The organism is Halobacillus sp. ABH2_015, from assembly GCF_056158945.1.
The window spans coordinates 1709238-1726951 of the sequence record NZ_JBSWUG010000002.1; the positions used below are offsets into that span (position 1 = coordinate 1709238).

14 protein-coding genes are annotated in these 17714 nt (G+C 47.4%); 12 read left to right on the forward strand and 2 right to left on the reverse strand.

Translation table 11 applies throughout. The features are described from left to right. The first annotated feature begins 2 nt into the window (after positions 1-2). Positions 3-416, forward strand: coding sequence for a CoA-binding protein (locus tag ACXAD6_RS09080; RefSeq protein WP_474968596.1), 414 nt, complete (start codon positions 3-5; stop codon positions 414-416). 93 nt (positions 417-509) lie between these two features. Here ACXAD6_RS09080 and ACXAD6_RS09085 read toward each other — a convergent pair whose 3' ends face one another. Continuing rightward, positions 510-704, reverse strand: coding sequence for a hypothetical protein (locus ACXAD6_RS09085; protein ID WP_474968597.1), 195 nt, complete (start codon positions 702-704; stop codon positions 510-512). 41 nt (positions 705-745) lie between these two features. Between ACXAD6_RS09085 and parE the strand changes: the two genes are divergently transcribed. The 10 genes from parE (at position 746) to ACXAD6_RS09135 (ending at position 13742) form a co-directional block, all read left to right on the forward strand. Then, complete coding sequence (gene parE / locus ACXAD6_RS09090; protein WP_474968598.1) at positions 746-2701, forward strand: DNA topoisomerase IV subunit B; 1956 nt, start codon at positions 746-748, stop codon at positions 2699-2701. 15 nt (positions 2702-2716) lie between these two features. After that, a complete protein-coding gene (parC, locus tag ACXAD6_RS09095) occupies positions 2717-5176 on the forward strand; it encodes a DNA topoisomerase IV subunit A (RefSeq protein ID WP_474968599.1) in 2460 nt (819 codons plus the stop codon). 215 nt (positions 5177-5391) lie between these two features. Next, positions 5392-6021, forward strand: a complete 630-nt coding sequence (locus ACXAD6_RS09100; protein WP_474968600.1) for a TetR/AcrR family transcriptional regulator — start codon at positions 5392-5394, stop codon at positions 6019-6021. 69 nt (positions 6022-6090) lie between these two features. Further along, a complete protein-coding gene (locus ACXAD6_RS09105) occupies positions 6091-7233 on the forward strand; it encodes an acyl-CoA dehydrogenase (protein ID WP_474968601.1) in 1143 nt (380 codons plus the stop codon). Between the two features lie 18 nt (positions 7234-7251). After that, positions 7252-8892 carry an AMP-binding protein gene (locus tag ACXAD6_RS09110; protein WP_474968602.1) on the forward strand — a complete coding sequence of 547 codons (1641 nt, stop codon included), beginning with the start codon at positions 7252-7254 and terminating at the stop codon, positions 8890-8892. 12 nt (positions 8893-8904) lie between these two features. Then, entirely contained in the window at positions 8905-10260 is a 1356-nt protein-coding gene (locus ACXAD6_RS09115; RefSeq protein ID WP_474968603.1) for an acetyl-CoA carboxylase biotin carboxylase subunit, read from the forward strand. A 14-nt stretch (positions 10261-10274) separates the two neighbouring features. Beyond that, positions 10275-10490, forward strand: a complete 216-nt coding sequence (locus tag ACXAD6_RS09120) for an acetyl-CoA carboxylase biotin carboxyl carrier protein subunit (protein WP_474968604.1) — start codon at positions 10275-10277, stop codon at positions 10488-10490. An 11-nt stretch (positions 10491-10501) separates the two neighbouring features. Further along, positions 10502-11410: a hydroxymethylglutaryl-CoA lyase gene (locus ACXAD6_RS09125; RefSeq protein WP_474968605.1), complete on the forward strand. Its 909-nt coding sequence runs from the start codon at positions 10502-10504 to the stop codon at positions 11408-11410. A 3-nt stretch (positions 11411-11413) separates the two neighbouring features. Then, positions 11414-12196, forward strand: a complete 783-nt coding sequence (locus ACXAD6_RS09130; RefSeq protein ID WP_474968606.1) for an enoyl-CoA hydratase-related protein — start codon at positions 11414-11416, stop codon at positions 12194-12196. 16 nt (positions 12197-12212) lie between these two features. Further along, positions 12213-13742, forward strand: a complete 1530-nt coding sequence (locus ACXAD6_RS09135; RefSeq protein ID WP_474970391.1) for an acyl-CoA carboxylase subunit beta — start codon at positions 12213-12215, stop codon at positions 13740-13742. Between the two features lie 39 nt (positions 13743-13781). On the opposite strand, the gene ACXAD6_RS09140 is transcribed toward ACXAD6_RS09135, so the two are convergent. Then, positions 13782-15743 carry an AMP-binding protein gene (locus tag ACXAD6_RS09140; protein ID WP_474968607.1) on the reverse strand — a complete coding sequence of 654 codons (1962 nt, stop codon included), beginning with the start codon at positions 15741-15743 and terminating at the stop codon, positions 13782-13784. A gap of 170 nt (positions 15744-15913) precedes the next feature. On the opposite strand from ACXAD6_RS09140, the gene ACXAD6_RS09145 reads away from it, so the two are divergent. Further along, positions 15914-17431 carry a flotillin family protein gene (locus ACXAD6_RS09145; protein WP_474968608.1) on the forward strand — a complete coding sequence of 506 codons (1518 nt, stop codon included), beginning with the start codon at positions 15914-15916 and terminating at the stop codon, positions 17429-17431. Positions 17432-17714: the final 283 nt, after the last annotated feature.

Sequence of the window (17714 nt, forward strand, 5' to 3'; positions counted from 1 at the left end):
ACATGCCATTTGAACATCCGTCTCCAGAGGAGATTAAGAATGTATTAAAAGAATCTAAAACAATTGCGGTTGTCGGACTATCCGATAAACCACACCGCACGTCCTACCAGATCAGTGAAGCCATGCAGGCGGCAGGGTACAAAATTATTCCTGTAAACCCGACGATAACAGAAGTGCTTGGCGAACCGGCCGCCGCTTCGCTTCAGGAGATCGAGGAGCCGGTGGATATTGTAAATGTGTTCCGCCGGTCTGAATACCTGCCGGGAGTGGCCGAAGAAGCCCGGAGCCTTGGGGCGAAAGCTTTCTGGGCTCAACAGGGAGTGTATCATGAAGAAGCGTGGGAACAGTTGAAAGATACTTCCACAAAGGTGATTATGGACTCCTGTATCAAGGTTGCGCACAGCTTATACCGGTGATCAAATAAAGATGAATTTGAAAAAATCCCTGTCCTTTCAGGGATTTTTTCACGTTATCTGGAAGAATTATGTTTGCGAAACGATGTAAAATCGCTACAATATAACAAGCAGTGTTTTTTTGAGAGCGGTTGTATAAACAGCATCCATTTCACGAAACGATATAAGCAGGCATAAGACAGGCAGCAGAATAGAACGGGAAAAACCCTCTGTTCCACTGCGTGTCTTATAACTGAATCTGCCCGTGTAAACAGGAAAGTCATTTACACAATCGAACGTTTGTTCTATCATGATAATTAGTTGCTGTGTAAGAGAAAGGAGCCGATTGGAAATTGTCGAGTCAAAATCATACGTATTCAGATGATTCTATACAAGTATTGGAGGGGCTGGAGGCTGTCCGGAAGCGACCGGGGATGTACATTGGATCTACGGACCACCGTGGTCTTCATCACCTCGTCCACGAAATCGTGGATAACGCCATCGATGAAGCTTTATCTGGATTCGGACAAAAGATGACGGTTACCCTTCATAAAGATGGAAGCGTTTCTGTGCAGGATGAAGCCCGCGGCATGCCTGTAGGGATGCATAAAACCGGTAAGCCGACACCGGAAGTGATTTTAACCGTTTTACACGCCGGAGGTAAATTCGGCCAGGGCGGATACAAATCCTCCGGCGGTCTTCACGGCGTCGGAGCATCTGTGGTTAATGCCTTATCCGAATGGCTGGAAGTTCATATCTGCCGTGATGGGGAGAAGTACTATCAGCGTTTTGAAAAAGGGGGCGTGCCTGTTACCTCCCTGGAAAAAAAGGGAGCCACACGCAAAACAGGGACAACCATCCGGTTCAAGCCGGATCCTGAAATTTTTTCTGTAACGAAGTTTAATTTTGAAACCCTTTCGGAAAGACTGAGAGAAGCGGCTTTTCTTCTGAAAGGCTTTCGTATCATCTTAGTCGATGAGCGTAAGGATGGAGAGAAAGAGGAATACCAGTATGATGATGGACTGGTTTCATTTGTTAAATATTTAAATGAAGAGAAAGACACCCTTCATCACGTCGTATCGTTTGAAGGCATACAGTCAGAGATAGAAGTGGACTTTGCGTTTCAGTTTAACGATGGATTCGCAGAAAATATTCTTTCCTTCGTCAACAACGTTCGTACAAAGGATGGCGGAACGCATGAATCGGGAGCGAAGACAGCCGTTACCCGGGTGTTTAATGATTATGCACGCCGAACCCAGCTGTTGAAGGAAAAAGATAAGAACCTCGAAGGAAACGATATCAGGGAAGGCTTTACAGCGATCATTTCAGCAAGAATCCCTGAGGAGCTTCTTCAGTTCGAAGGCCAGACGAAAAGCAAGCTGGGGACATCCGAAGCCCGGTCGGCTGTTGACAGTGTGGTAGCCGAGAAACTCACTTATTTCCTAGAGGAAAATCCCGATTCGGCCTCGATGCTGATTAAAAAGGCGATCAGGGCAAAAGAAGCGAGGGAAGCCGCGAGAAAAGCGAGGGAAGACGCCCGTTCCGGTAAGAAAAAGAAGCGGAAGGATACGCTTTTAAGCGGGAAACTGACCCCGGCGCAGTCAAAAAATGCGGAGAAAAACGAACTGTATCTTGTAGAGGGGGACTCTGCGGGCGGTTCAGCCAAACAGGGGCGTGACCGCAAATTCCAGGCTGTTCTTCCTCTCCGCGGTAAAGTCATTAATACAGAGAAAGCTAAAATTGCGGATATCTTTAAAAACGAAGAGATTTCTACGATTATTCATACTATCGGTGCAGGAGTCGGAGGGGATTTCACCCTTGAGGACTGCAATTACGACAAAATTGTCATCATGACCGATGCGGATACAGATGGTGCCCACATCCAGGTGCTGCTGCTTACCTTCTTTTACCGCTATATGCGGCCCTTAGTGGAAGCCGGCAAAGTGTTCATCGCCCTTCCACCGCTTTATAAAGTATCCAAAGGCAAAGGAAAGAAAGAAAAAACCGAATACGCCTGGGATGAGGATGGGATGCAGAAAATCCTGAAGGAATTCAAAAATGGGTATACGATACAGCGCTACAAAGGTCTTGGTGAAATGAATGCCGACCAGCTGTGGGAAACGACCATGAATCCAGAATCCAGAACGCTGATCAGGGTTACAATTGATGATATTGCCCGTGTGGAACGAAGAGTTACGACATTGATGGGAGACAAAGTAGAACCTCGCCGAAAATGGATTGAATCCCACGTTGCCTTCGGTCTTGAAGACGAAGCAAACATTCTGGAAAACGATAAAATCCAATCATAAAAGGGGGACGTTCTGTTGGCTGAGGCAGAGAAATTTTTAGATTTACCTTTAGAGGAAGTTCTCGGAGACCGTTTCGGGAGATACAGTAAATATATTATTCAGGAAAGGGCCCTCCCTGATGCCAGGGACGGGCTTAAGCCTGTTCAGCGGAGAATCCTGTATGCGATGCATCAGGAGAAGAATACGCACGATAAAGCGTACCGGAAATCCGCAAAAACGGTGGGTACCGTTATTGGTAACTACCACCCTCACGGAGATACATCGGTGTATGATGCCATGGTACGTCTGAGTCAGACATGGAAAGTACGCAAACCGCTTGTGGAAATGCACGGAAACAACGGAAGTGTCGACGGCGACCCGCCGGCTGCCATGCGTTATACAGAAGCAAGGCTTTCAGCGATATCGTCTGAACTGCTGCGGGATATAGAGAAGCAGACCGTTGAATTCATTCCTAACTTTGATGACACGATTGAAGAGCCGACGGTGCTCCCGGCGAAGTTTCCCAACCTGCTGGTGAATGGATCCACAGGAATTTCAGCCGGATATGCAACCGAAATTCCCTCCCATAACCTTGGCGAGGTCATTGACGCGGTCATCATGAAAATTGACAAGCCTGAGGCGGAAGTATCGGAGCTGATGACCAAATTAAAAGGGCCGGACTTTTCCACTGGAGGAATCATTCAAGGCGTAGACGGAATCAAAAAAGCCTATGAAACAGGGAAAGGGAAAATCATTGTCCGCGGCCGCGCGGAGATCCAGGAACAGCGGGGCGGACGTGAACAGATCGTCATTGATGAAATCCCATTTGAAGTCAATAAGGCCAGCATGGTTAAGCGGATGGATGAACTCCGTATCGATAAAAAAGTGGAGGGCATTGCAGAAGTACGTGATGAAACAGACCGTACAGGCCTGCGCGTTGTGATTGAATTGAAAAAAGATGCCAACAGTGAAGGTGTCCTGAATTACTTATACAAGCATACCGATCTTCAAATTTCCTATAACTTCAACATGGTCGCGATCCACGACCGGACTCCGAAGCTTCTCAATCTTCCGATGATGCTCGATGCCTATATCGCACACCAGAAAGAAGTCGTGACCAGACAGTCCATTTATGACTTGAATAAAGCGAAACGCCGTGCACACATTGTGGAAGGATTGATCAAAGCGATTTCAATCCTTGATGATGTCATCACTACAATTCGTGCGTCCAAAGATAAAGCGGATGCCAAGGCACGGCTGATCCAGGAGTACGCCTTCAGTGAGGAACAGGCGGAAGCGATTGTAACCTTGCAGCTGTACCGCCTGACAAACACAGACATTACAGCTCTCCAAGCAGAAGCGGAAGAGTTGAGGAAGCAGATTGAAGAGCTCGAAAAGCTTCTCACAAGTGAGCGGGAAATGCTGAAAGTCATCAAGTCCGACCTGCGGGCCATGAAGAAAAAATACAAAGATGACCGACTGACAAAAATTGAAGATAAAGTGCAGGAACTGAAGGTGGACTTGGATGTAATGGTGGCCAGTGAAGATGTCCTCGTTTCCATTACAAAACACGGCTACATTAAACGGACGAGCTTGCGATCCTACGCGGCATCAAATGGCGAGGATTTTGCTCTGAAGGACGGTGACCACCTGCTGCGTCTGGTGGAAATGAATACAACCGATACGGTTCTGCTGTTCACGAATTTAGGGAAGTACCTGTTTCTACCTGTTCATAAACTGCCGGATATCCGTTGGAAGGATTTGGGTCAATTTATATCCAACATCGTTCAGGTGGAAAAAGACGAATACCTTGTGGAAGCTATTCCAATACGGGAATTCAATGATGAGGATTTCCTGATGTTCTTTACGAAAAACGGCATGGTTAAAAAGAGTGAACTCCGTCTTTATCAGGCGCAGCGGCATTCCAAAGCCCTCGTGGCTGTGAATTTGAAAGGCGATGATGAAGTCGTCGATGTTCATATGACGGAAGGGACAGGGGATATTTTTCTCACCTCCAGCAAAGGTTACGGCCTCTGGTACAAGGAAGATGAAGTCAATACCGTGGGACAGCGGGCGGCCGGCGTCAAAGCCATGACATTGAAAGAAGGCGAACGGGTCGTATCCGGACAGATTTTCAAAGCGGAAGAAGACCCTTCGGTCGTCATGACCACTCACCGCGGGGCTGCCAAGCGGATGAGACTGAAGGAATTCGATCGTACGTCCAGAGCCAAGCGCGGTGTAATTATGCTTCGGGAGCTGAAGAAAAACCCGCACCAAATTGTAGATGTTCATCTCGTTCAAAGGGAAGACCAGATTGTACTCATGACAGAAAAGCAGGAGACGACGACGGTTAATCCGATGGACTTGAAAGCGAATGACCGGTACAGCAACGGATCTTACGTCCTCGATGTGGATCAAAAAGGAAGTGTTGTCGAATCCTGGGTGAAACCAGGGTACGAAGTGCCTTTTAAGCTGGAAGATGAAAACAGCCAGTAAAAATCAACGCCGACGGTTCAAAGCTCATGAACCGTCGGCGTTCTTTATTCAAACTTAGTAGCAACTCCGATAGATAAAACAAAAAAACCATCAATAAGAAAAACCGGAAAATCAAAAGAATGTACGTTTTTGACGCAGGAAAGAAATTGGATATGATTGTATTTTCAAAATACTATGATAAAATGAAGGTATATTCAGTTGAAGGGAGATGATGTATGAGCCGCTTACGCAGCACCATTCTCGAAACTTCTCTGCGGTTATTTGATGAACATGGTTTTCACGGTGTGACGGTTAACCAGATTGTAGCAGCCTCGGGGACATCCAAAGGGGGCTTTTACCACCACTTTCAATCCAAGGATGAACTCCTATTTGTGATTCATGACACCTTTATTACATACGTATTGAAAGAGGCTGGAGCAGCCAACGTGATTCACACCTCACCAACAGCCAAAATACAGGCTGTCATCCATTCTTTTGTGAAAGTTTTTGATTTATACAAACCACATATTTCTGTCTTCTATCAGGAAAGTAACTACTTAAAGCCGGCCTACGAGGAAAAAATTAAACGGAAACGGGATGAATTTAAGGACATCATTTTCGGGATTATCCATGAAGGTCAGGCGGACGGTGATTTTAGAAAGGAACTTCCTCTTGAAGTAACCGCTATGGCTGTCTTAGGGATGGTCAATTGGATATACAAGTGGTATCAGCAGGATGGAAGGTATTCCATTGATGAAATTGCGGAGGTGTACATTGATTTAATCCTTCACTTTTTACTGCCCGGAAGCAGCGAGCAGCTCATGCATCATATGAATAAAGTCCCTTTTTTTTACGATGTTAAGTAAACGCTTTCATTCTTTTTGTGTGCTTTACAGACCAACCAGTCGGTCTAAAATACAGCAAGGGGGAGTAAAATGAACTTTGAACTGACGAAGGAACAGGAAATGACACGGAAAATGGTACGGGACTTTGCGAATGACGTTATTGCACCAAGAGCGGTGGATATTGATCGAAATGCGGAGTTTCCGAAGGACATTTTCGATGAGATGGGGAGACTCGGTCTGCTTGGCATTCCATTTCCTGAGGAGTACGGCGGGTCCGGCGGAGACACGGTCACGTACGCTCTGGCTGTTGAGGAAATCGGCCGTGTATGCGGGTCCACAGGGCTGAGTTATGCTGCAGCCGTATCTCTTGGAGCGAGTCCCATCTATTATTTCGGTACCGAAGAGCAGAAACAGGAGTATCTTATTCCGCTTGCTAAAGGAGAGGGACTTGCTTCTTTTGGTTTAACAGAGCCAAATGCAGGTTCGGATGCCGGCGGTACGAAAACACGCGCTGAATTAGTGGGGGATCATTATGTGATCAATGGAGAGAAATGCTGGATTACCAACGCAGAGTATGCCAGGTCCATTACGGTGACGGCAGTCTCGGGAAAGCGTGAGGACGGAAAAAACATCATTTCCGCGTTCATCATTCCTAAAGACACCAAAGGCATGAGCATTACCAGCCCTTACGAAAAAATGGGTGTCCGTGGTTCCAATACTTCAGAAATCATATTGGAAGATGTGAAAGTACCGAAGGAAAACATTCTTGGTGATCCTTCCAAAGGGTTTCATCAGTTTTTGTATACATTGGACGGCGGCCGTATATCTATTGCTGCCCTTGCTGTCGGTATTGCTCAGGCGTCTTTGGATAAAGCCCTTGCCTATGCGAAGGAACGGAAGCAGTTCGGGCAGTCCATATCAAAATTTCAAGCCATTCAATTTAAACTGGCGGATATGGCCATGGAAGTGGAGCTTGCAAGGAACATGGTGTTGAAAGCCGCCTGGTTAAAGGATCAGAAAAAGGATTTCACGAAGGAATCCGCGTATGCGAAACTTTTCGCCTCTGAAACAGCGTTCCGTTCATCCAATCAAGCCATCCAAATCCATGGCGGATATGGATACATGATGGAATATGAAGTCGAACGTTTTCTAAGAGACGCCAAGCTTCTTGAAATAGGAGAAGGAACATCTGAAATACAGCGTATGGTCATCGCACGCCAGCTGGGATGCTAATTGAAGGAGGACGAGAGAATGACACTGCTCAAACAAACAGTCGGACAGCTGTTGGAGGAAAAGGCTTCGCTATATCCAGATCAGGAAGCTTATGTGTATCCCGAAAAAGGGATTCGTAAAACGTATGCGGCATTTAATGAAGAAGCTGATGCGGCCGCAAAAGGACTGATGGCTCTAGGGATAGAAAAAGGCGATCATCTGGCTGTTTGGTCTGATAATAAGCCGGAGTGGCTGATCACGCAGTTTGCTTCAGGGAAAATGGGCGGTGTGCTCGTTACCGTAAATACGAACTACCGCGCGCAGGAGCTTGAATATTTGCTGAAACAGTCGGATGCCTCTACGCTCATTCTTGCTGAGGACTTCCGCGGAGCCTCCTATATGAACATTTTGAAGGAAATCTGTCCGGAACTGGAATACTCAGAGAAAGGCAGCCTGCAGAGTGAACGGCTTCCTTTTTTAAAGAACGTTGTTGTTCTGAGTGATACTCCGCATAAAGGGTGCTATTCCTGGCAGGACGTTGTCGATATGGGGATGACCATTCAGGATGAGGAGCTTGAGGCAAGAAAACAGTCGCTGACGTCCACAGATGTCATCAACATGCAGTACACCTCTGGCACGACCGGCTTTCCTAAAGGCGTCATGCTTTCTCATTATAATATTGTGAACAATGGAAACCAGGTGGCCGGCAGCATGAACCTGACGCATCAGGATCGTTTATGCATTCCTGTCCCGTTTTTCCACTGCTTCGGATGTGTCCTGGGCACGCTTGCTGCGGTTTCCAAAGGCGCGGCAATGGTCATTTTAGAACAGTTTGAACCGAAAAAGGTCCTGCAGGCAGTGAAAGATGAGGCATGCACAGCACTGCATGGGGTCCCGACAATGTTTATCGCAGAACTCAATCACCCAGAATTCGAAGACTTAAAACCTACGACCCTCCGCACGGGTATTATGGCGGGTTCGACATGCCCGATGGAAGTGATGAAAAATGTCATTCATAAAATGGGGGCGGAGGAAATCACGATTGCTTACGGGCAGACCGAGTCCTCACCAGTCATCACCCAGACCAATGTGCATGATCCTGTCCACCTGCGGGTCAGCAGTGTCGGCCGTCCTCACTCTAATGTAGAGGTGAAAATCATTGAACCGGCTACGGGTGAAGAAGTGGAACCAGGTGTACCAGGGGAACTTTGTACCCGGGGCTATCTTGTGATGGAAGGCTATTACAAAAATGAGGAAGCGACAAGCGCAGCCATAGACCCTGATGGCTGGCTCCATACCGGGGACCTCGCTGTCAAGGATCACGAGGGCTATATTGAAATAACCGGAAGGATGAAAGACATGATTATCCGCGGCGGAGAAAATGTGTATCCAAGGGAAATTGAAGAATTTCTGTATCAGCATCCTGATGTACTGGATGTCCAGGTGGTCGGTGTGCCGGATGAAACGTACGGGGAAGAGATTATGGCCTGGATCATTCCAAAAGAAAATACGCACATAAATGAAAGCGATATCAAAGAATTTTGTGAAGGGCGGATTTCCAAACATAAAATTCCGCGTTATATCTTATTTACGCAGGAATACCCGATGACTGCCAGCGGAAAAATCCAGAAATTCAGATTGAGGGAAAATGCCCTTGATCTATTACAGACAGGAAAATGAGGGAGGAATTGGATGTTCAAAAAAATATTGATTGCCAACCGCGGGGAAATTGCAGCCCGCATCATCCGTACATGCCGGCGGATGCAGATCCAAACCGTTGCTGTTTATTCTGAGGCCGACCAACAGGCTCCTTTTGTAAAAATGGCGGACGAAAGTTATTTGATTGGAAAACCCAGGGTCAATGAGTCTTATTTGAACATCGATAAGATTTTGGAGGCGGCATTGAAATCCGGGGCTGAAGCGGTTCATCCAGGATACGGATTGTTAAGTGAAAATGCGGGGTTTGCACAACGAGTAAAAGAAGCAGGCCTCACATTTATTGGACCAGAAGCTGATGTCATCGCAAAAATGGGAGACAAAATTGCTGCGCGTGCCGAAATGAAGCAGGCCGGTGTGCCTGTCGTTCCAGGTACTGAAGAAGCGGTGGCTTCTGTAGAAGCAGCGAAAGCAGCAGCTCAAACGTTCGGATATCCGGTTATGTTGAAGGCAGCTGCCGGCGGAGGCGGGATCGGTATGCAGGCCGTCCATTCTGATGAGGAACTGGAAAAAGCATTTGAAGGAAATTCCAAACGGGCCAAAGCATTTTTCGGAGATGGAAAAATGTTTATTGAAAAGTTAATCGAAGAGCCGCGCCACATCGAAATTCAGGTTCTTGCGGATCATCACGGCCATGCTGTTCATTTGTTTGAACGGGAATGCTCCATTCAAAGAAGGCATCAGAAAGTGGTAGAGGAAGCCCCTTCCCCGTTCCTTTCAGAAAAAACCCGCCGGGAAATGGGAGACAGTGCCATCAAGGCTGTGGAGAGTCTGCAATACACCAATGCCGGAACGATTGAATTTCTTGTGGACCGGAATGAAAACTATTATTTCCTTGAAATGAACACCCGTCTGCAGGTGGAGCATCCTGTAACAGAGGAAATATCAGGTGTGGATATTGTAGAGCAGCAGCTGAAGATAGCCGCAGGTGACAAACTACACCTTCAGCAGGATCGTCTGCAGATCAACGGACACGCGATTGAAGTACGCATATATGCTGAGGATCCGAATACGTTCTATCCATCACCGGGGACGCTTTCGAACCTGGTGCTTCCGGAAGGGCCTGGAATCAGGCACGAACTGGCCGTGGAAAGTGGATCAGAGGTCACGCCCTTTTATGATCCGATGATTGCTAAATTGGTCGTTCATGGCAGTGATCGAAACCAAGCGGCCGAACGTCTTGCCAAAGCACTCCATGCCTATGAAATTGAGGGAATCAAATGCAACCTGACAATGTTAAAACGCATCATCACCCATGATAGGTTCCGTGAAGGAGATACAACAACAAGCTTCATTCAAAACTATTATCTACCTACTTTAACCAACCACTAAAAGGAGGACTACACATGTTTGAAGTAAAAGCATCGATGGCAGGAAGTGTATGGAAAATCACAGCAGAAGAAGGGGCTGAGATCAATGACGGGGAGGATGTCGTTATCCTAGAATCGATGAAAATGGAAATCCCCATCTCCGCAGAAACGTCCGGGACGATCAAAGAGCTGAAAGTAAGCGAAGGGGACTTTGTCAACGAAGGCGACGTTATTGCGATTATTGAATCATAGGAGCGGATGGTATGCTGAACCTGCCTGATCATGTAACGATAAAGGAAGTCGGACCAAGAGATGGTCTTCAAAACGAAGCAGAGGAAATCCCAACCGAAAATAAAGTCACTTGGATCAATCTGTTATCTGAAACCGGATTGTCTTCGATAGAAATCAGTTCGTTCGTACATCCGAAGTGGATCCCGCAATTGAAGGATGCTGCAAAGGTGGCCGCATCCATAGAACGGAAACCTGGTGTTACGTATGCCGCTCTCGTTCCGAATCAAAAAGGTCTGGAGGCAGCTTTAACGACTGATGTCGATGAAGTCGCCGTCTTTATGTCCGCCAGCGAAACCCACAATCTAAAGAACATTAATAAAACGATTGATGAAACGTTCCCTGTGCTGGAAAACGTTGTACGGACAGCCAAACGCGAAGGGAAACAGGTGCGGGGCTATGTGTCTACAGTCTTCGAGTGTCCTTATGACGGGAAAACCTCACAGGACCAGGTCCTCCGGGTAAGTGACCGATTGTTGCGCATGGGCATTGATGAGTTATCCATGGGAGACACTCTCGGGACAGCGGATCCAAAGCAGGTGGACGAAGCGCTTGACTATTGGAAGCAGCACCTTCCATTAGAAAACATGGCGATGCACTTTCATAACACGAGAGGAATGGCGCTGGCGAACATCGTGGTATCCATGCAGCATGGAATCACCACCTTCGATGCGTCTCTGGGCGGTCTTGGCGGCTGTCCTTATGCGGACGGAGCCTCCGGAAACCTTGCAACAGATGATCTTGTTCATATGCTCCACCAGATGGGGGTTCACACAGGAATAGATGAATCCGCTCTCCAAAGAGCAGCGGATTACATGCAGCGTGTCCTTGGAAAACCGCTTCCCAGTCACGGCATGCAGATCCTGAATAAGGAAAGGGTGTAAGTCATGAATGAACTCATCCGTATGGAAGAGCCGGCGGCCCACGTTTGTCAGCTTACATTAAATCGACCGGACGCGGCCAATGCTCTTTCTCATGCGCTTTTAGATGAGCTGTCTGAAAAAATCGACCATATTCAGTCCCGCTCCGATATCCGGGTCGTCTTACTTACAGGAGAAGGAAGCAAGGCGTTTTGTGCGGGAGCGGATCTAAAGGAAAGGTCCGGAATGTCGGACGAGGAAGTCGTCAAAACCGTGCGGAAAATCGGGGATACTCTTCGTAAATGGGAAAAAGTCACTGTTCCTACGATTGCTCTCATCAATGGAGCGGCTTTCGGAGGCGGACTTGAGCTTGCTCTGGCCTGTGATTTACGTATGATGAGTTCTTCAGCGAAAGTGGGGCTCACGGAAACATCCCTCGCGATCATCCCCGGGGCAGGCGGTACCCAGAGACTTTCAAGATTGATCGGTCCGGGGCGGGCAAAGTCGATGATTTATACAGCCAAACCTGTGGAAGCAGCCAAAGCATTCCAGATGGGGCTCGTTGAATATATGTATGAACCGCAGATGCTTATGGAAGAAGCACAGGATTTGGCTGCCTGTATAGCAAGAAACGGCCCTTTAGCTGTAAAGGCTGCCAAAAACGCAATGGATACCGGGTTTGACATGCCGCTGGAGGAAAGCCTTGAAATTGAGCACGCCGCATACAAGTCGACCATCCCGACGACAGACCGGGTCGAGGGTCTGAACGCTTTTAAGGAAAAACGCAGACCGGAATACAAAGGAGAGTGAGCACGTGGAAAAAACGATGTCGGATCAGCAGTCGTTTGAAGAACGGGTGAAAAAAATCGCCCGGGGCGGCGCAGAAAAATATCATGAAAAGAACGCAGAAAAAGGTAAGATGTTTGTTCGCGACCGCCTCCAGTTGTTGTTTGATGAGGATATTGATATCGAAGATGCTTTTTTTGCCAACTGTCAATCAGAAGGACTTCCAGCAGACGGGGTCGTTACAGGAATCGGCAGGATGAACGGCGAAACCGTGTGTGTGATGGCCAATGACTCTACAGTAAAAGCAGGTTCCTGGGGCGCAAGAACAGTGGAAAAAATTATACGTATTCAGGAAACCGCTCTGAAAATCAATGCTCCAATGCTTTATCTGGTCGATTCAGCGGGGGCAAGGATCACCGATCAAGTCGATATGTTCCCAAACCGGCGCGGAGCGGGACGTATTTTCCATAACCAAATCAAATTATCCGGACGAGTTCCCCAGGTTTGTCTGTTATTCGGACCATCTGCTGCAGGAGGGGCTTATATTCCAGCCTTTTGTGACATTGTCGTTATGGTTGATGGCAATGCCTCCATGTATCTTGGTTCTCCAAGAATGGCAGAAAAGGTAATCGGGGAGAAGGTATCCCTTGAGGAGATGGGTGGTGCGTCCATGCACTGCTCTGTATCAGGATGCGGAGATGTGCTGGCATCAGATGAGAAGGAAGCCATAGGGTATGCCAGGACCTATTTGAGCTACTTTCCAAGTTCCTATCAGGAGCGTCCGAAAACAAGGGAAGCAAGAGAACCGCAGGCGTTTGAAAAAACGATTGAAGAGTTGATACCTGAAAACCAGAATGCTCCTTTTGACATGTATCAGTTCATCGACCGGATTATTGATGAGGACTCCTTTTGTGAAATTAAGAAGAAGTTTGCTCCGGAATTGATTACAGGACTCTCCAGGATCAACGGAAAATCTGTCGGCATCATCGCTAATCAGCCCAGGGCCAAAGGAGGCGTGTTATTTCCGGATTCAGCAGATAAAGCCGCCAAATTCATTCAATTGTGTGATGCCTTTAATATCCCTTTGTTGTTCCTCGCGGATATCCCGGGCTTCATGATTGGAACGAAAGTGGAACAGGCGGGAATTATCCGTCACGGGGCAAAAATGCTGGCGGCTATGAGTGAAGCGACGGTTCCTAAAATCTCTGTCATTGTCAGAAAGGCGTATGGCGCAGGGCTGTATGCCATGGCAGGCCCCGCTTTTGAACCGGACGCTTGCCTCGCCCTGCCTACAGCTCAAATCGCTGTGATGGGACCGGAAGCGGCTGTGAATGCTGTCTACGCCAACAAGATTGCTGCCCTTCCGGAAGAAGACCGTCCTGCCTTCATTAAAGATAAGCAGGAGGAATATAAGGAAAACATCGATATTTACCGGCTGGCTTCAGAAATGGTCGTCGATGATGTCGTGAAACCCGGCCGCCTCCGTCACGAATTGAGTACACGCTATGAAGCCTATACACGTAAAGATGTCCAATTTACAAATCGAAAGCACGGGGTCTACCCGGTTTAAAAACAAACGCCTGGATCTTTTTTGAGATCCAGGCGTTTGTCATGATTCTGTGCCGGCTTTTCTACCAAGATCAGAGATTTCCTGTACACTTTCAGGGTTTTCAAGGGCGCTCAAATCTCCTGTGGACTGGTTTAAATAAGCAGATTTAACCGCACGGCGCATCACTTTGGCATTTCTCGTTTTAGGAAGGTCTGATACCAGGTGGATGATGTCCGGTGACAAAGCTTTTCCGAGCTTCTGATGCAGATGCTTTTTCAATTCTTCAATCAAAGACGCTTGCTCCACCGGTTCATCGTTAACCACTACAAAAGCGACCGGTTCTTCCCCTTTGGTTTCATGAGGGATACCGATGACGCCGGCTTCCAACACAAGAGGGTGGTCCACGAGTACCGTTTCCACTTCCGAGGGACCCAGCCGTTTACCTGCTACATTCAATACGTCATCAGACCGACCGGTAATTGTAAAATAGCCTTTATCATTTTCTACCACCCAGTCTCCGTGCACCCATGTATCCGTAAAGCGGCTCCAGTATGCTTCTTCGTACCGCTCGTCATCTTCAAAAAAACTGTTGGTCATGCCTGCCCATGGCTTACGAATCGCCAATTCACCCACTTCATTAATCACACGTTCTCCTTGATTATTCAATACGACAGCATCCATGCCAGGCAGGGCAGCATTGAAAGTGACCGGCTGGATCGGCTTGATCAGGATATTTCCAAGAATGCCTCCGGATATTTCTGTCCCTCCTGAATAATTAAAGATCGGTACCTGTTTATGACCTGCATGTTCAAACAGCCAGTTCCATGGTTCTTCATTCCAAGGCTCTCCTGTAGATGCAATCAGTTTCAAGGAGGTAAGAGAATGACGATGCAGCCATTCAGGCCCGTACTTCATCGATGTGCGTACCAGCGTTGGAGAAAGACCGAGATGTGTCACGTTATACGTGTCGACAATCTCCCATAAGCGGTCAGGTCTGGGATAATCCGGTGTGCCTTCAAACATGACGATGGAGGCGCCGTTAATAAGACCTCCGTAAACGAGGAAAGGCCCCATCATCCATCCCATATCGGTGTACCAGAACAAAGTATCCTCCTTAGTAACGTTCATACAGATTCCCGCATCAAAAGCGGCTTTTATCGGAAAACCCGCATGTGTATGAACCGCACCTTTCGGTTTACCTGTCGTACCTGATGTGTAAATCAACATGAAGGGATCACCGGCTTTTGTAGCGGCTGATGGAAAAGGACCCTTTTTTTTCTGCAGTGAAGACCAGGCAACGTCCCGCGGCTCATGCCACTGGATATCCGTACCGGTTCGCTCAACAACAAAGACATGCTCCAGAGAGGGACACTGCTCTGCTGCTGCATCTGCCTGATCTTTCATTTGAATGGTTTTCCCGCGCCGGTAGAAGCCATCGACCGTTATCATGGCTTTTGCTCTTGAAGCCTGGATTCTTGCAGCTACGGCATCTGCTTTATATCCGGAGAACGCAGGGGAAAAGACAGCACCGACTTTAGAAAGGGCAAGCATACTGATCAGGGTTTCCGGAATCATCGGCATATAAATCGTCACAATATCCCCTTCCGCTATACCATAGCGCTGGAATCCGTGTGCAGTCTGATCGACAGCTTCCTGAAGTTCTATAAAAGAATAGGAGGATGAATCGCCACGATCTCCTTCCCAGAACAAGGCCGTTTTATTTCTATGCTCCGGGTCTTCCGCCCATTTGTCGAGGGCATTATGAGCCGCGTTGATTTCACCTCCGACAAACCATTGGGGATACGGGAGGCCCCGGGACAAATCAAGCGTCTTTTTGAAGGGAACAGACCATTCGATGCCGAGTTCCCGGCATGCTTCCTCCCACATCCATTCCACCCGGTCTGTTGTGACTTTATGAAAGGTATCATAATCCGTAAAGCCTGATCTTTTCATCCACTGAAACAAGCGGGTGGATTCTTTCTGCTTTTGTGTCGGATTCCATACATTTGGATATGTACGCATAGAAACTTCCTCCTCATTCAGGAATGACTTGAATCCATTATATAATAAAGCGTTTTCATAAACTACAAATGTACAGATTTCACAAACTTTATAAAAAAATCCAGAAAATCTGAAACAAAAGGAGGGGGTTTTTCGATATGCTAGACAGCCCTTCTTTTTACAAGGGACTAATGGAAGGAGTGGATGGTATGTTCGAGGGAGCTTTAACGGTTATTATTCTGGGAGTGCTTGGTGCTGCCTTAATCATCGGCGGAATTGTAACCTTTATTATTTTCCGTCTGCGTTATAAAACGGCAAGTTCCAATGAAGCTTTGATTGTAACAGGGCCGAAGCTTGGAGATCCGGAACAGGAAAAGAACGTGTTTGAAGATGATAACGGAAGGTCGGTTAAAATCATTCGGGGCGGCGGGTATCGTCTCCGGATGTTCCAGACAGCAACACCCATTGATTTAACGTCCTTTCAACTGCAGGTCAATTCTGAGAAGGCCTACACAAAGGAAGGGATTCCGGTACGCGTAGCCAGTACAGCCGTCATCAGTATCGGCAGTGAGCTTGAGATTATGGCGAACTTTGCTGAGAAGTTTCTCGGGAAGAAGCAGAACGAGCGGGAATCAGAACTGAAGGATGTACTGAATGGACATTTGAGGTCCATTATCGCCTCCTTGCCGATTGAGAAGATTTACAACGACTTTAAAGAAGTCAATACGCAGGTGAAGCGGATTGCAGAAGCAGACTTGAAAGGCATGGGTTTTGAGATTACATCCTTTGCTTTGAATGATGTGGAAGATGTAGACACCGAGAACGGCTACATAGATGCGCTCGGGCGCCCTCATATCGCTGAAGTACAGAAAAAAGCGAATATGGCGGAATCGGATGCAACGAAGGAAACACGCATTTATCAGGCTAAGAACGATCAGGAAGCGCAGGATGAGGAAAACCGACGCCTGACGGCTGTTGCATCTTCCACTAAAGAAAAAGATATTAAGGAAGCGGAATTCCAGACTGAAACAAACCGGGCGAAAGCGAATGCCGACCAGGCTGGTGAACTGGAACGCCAGAAGCTTGCCCAGCAGATTAAGGAAGAGGAATTGAAAGTTCAGTATATTGAAAAGCAGCGGGCCGTGGAGCTTGAAGAAGAAGAAAACAAGCGGAGACGATCCATTGCTGATGCGGAAGCTTATGAAGTCACGAAACGGGCCCAGGCAGAAGCAGATAATGAGCGGATCAAAGGGGAGTCTGACGCCGAAGTTATCCGTCAGCGCGGTATAGCGGAAGCGGAATCGAAAGAACGGATGGCCAAAGCAATGGAACACTACGGTGAAGCGGCCATTATGGAAATGTTGATTAAGGTTCTTCCTGAATATGCAGAGAAAGTGTCCGCGCCGATCAGTCAGATCAAGGATATGAAAGTGATTGATATGGGTGGAGCAGACTCCAGAGGTGGCTCCTCTAAAGTTGCAGGCAATGTAACCTCGACAATGCTTGGGATACAGGAGTCTTTGAAGGAAACAACAGGCATGGATCTGAAAGCGATGCTTGAGAGCTATGTTTCCAGAGGAACCGTCAATGGTTTTGCTTCTGAGGATAAAAAAGGCGCAGAGGAAGCGGCAGCAGCAGCTGAATCGCCTGAACAGGATGAAGAATCATCAGGGGACAAGCCAGAAGAAAACGAAGAAAAAGAAGAATGACGAAGCGGCGGGGAGCGGATGATGCTTCCCGCATTTTTTATCATTTCAGGTTTAAACTATTGGGATCGTGGGTAAAATCTCATTTAGGTCTCAAAGTCCGACATATTTCGTTTTCTTCTGAGTGTTTATGGAGTTTACAAAGAATTAATTGTTTCAAAATTGAATTAATGGTAAAGTCAAAAACGTAGAGACCATGACTGAACAGGAAAGGCATACCGGTTTGGTGGAATCTTTCCAGTTTTCGAACATTAGTCAAAAGTGTTACTCTATAAAAGAGAATACG

Coding starts and splice junctions, on each gene's coding strand:
- ACXAD6_RS09120 (WP_474968604.1), top strand. CDS start 10,275: ATGTTTGAAGTAAAAGCATCGATGGCAGGAAGTGTATGGAAAATCACA.
- ACXAD6_RS09135 (WP_474970391.1), top strand. CDS start 12,213: ATGTCGGATCAGCAGTCGTTTGAAGAACGGGTGAAAAAAATCGCCCGG.
- ACXAD6_RS09080 (WP_474968596.1), top strand. CDS start 3: ATGCCATTTGAACATCCGTCTCCAGAGGAGATTAAGAATGTATTAAAA.
- ACXAD6_RS09115 (WP_474968603.1), top strand. CDS start 8,905: ATGTTCAAAAAAATATTGATTGCCAACCGCGGGGAAATTGCAGCCCGC.
- ACXAD6_RS09140 (WP_474968607.1), bottom strand. CDS start 15,743: ATGCGTACATATCCAAATGTATGGAATCCGACACAAAAGCAGAAAGAA.
- ACXAD6_RS09105 (WP_474968601.1), top strand. CDS start 6,091: ATGAACTTTGAACTGACGAAGGAACAGGAAATGACACGGAAAATGGTA.
- ACXAD6_RS09100 (WP_474968600.1), top strand. CDS start 5,392: ATGAGCCGCTTACGCAGCACCATTCTCGAAACTTCTCTGCGGTTATTT.
- ACXAD6_RS09130 (WP_474968606.1), top strand. CDS start 11,414: ATGAATGAACTCATCCGTATGGAAGAGCCGGCGGCCCACGTTTGTCAG.
- ACXAD6_RS09085 (WP_474968597.1), bottom strand. CDS start 704: ATGATAGAACAAACGTTCGATTGTGTAAATGACTTTCCTGTTTACACG.
- ACXAD6_RS09110 (WP_474968602.1), top strand. CDS start 7,252: ATGACACTGCTCAAACAAACAGTCGGACAGCTGTTGGAGGAAAAGGCT.
- ACXAD6_RS09125 (WP_474968605.1), top strand. CDS start 10,502: ATGCTGAACCTGCCTGATCATGTAACGATAAAGGAAGTCGGACCAAGA.
- ACXAD6_RS09145 (WP_474968608.1), top strand. CDS start 15,914: ATGGAAGGAGTGGATGGTATGTTCGAGGGAGCTTTAACGGTTATTATT.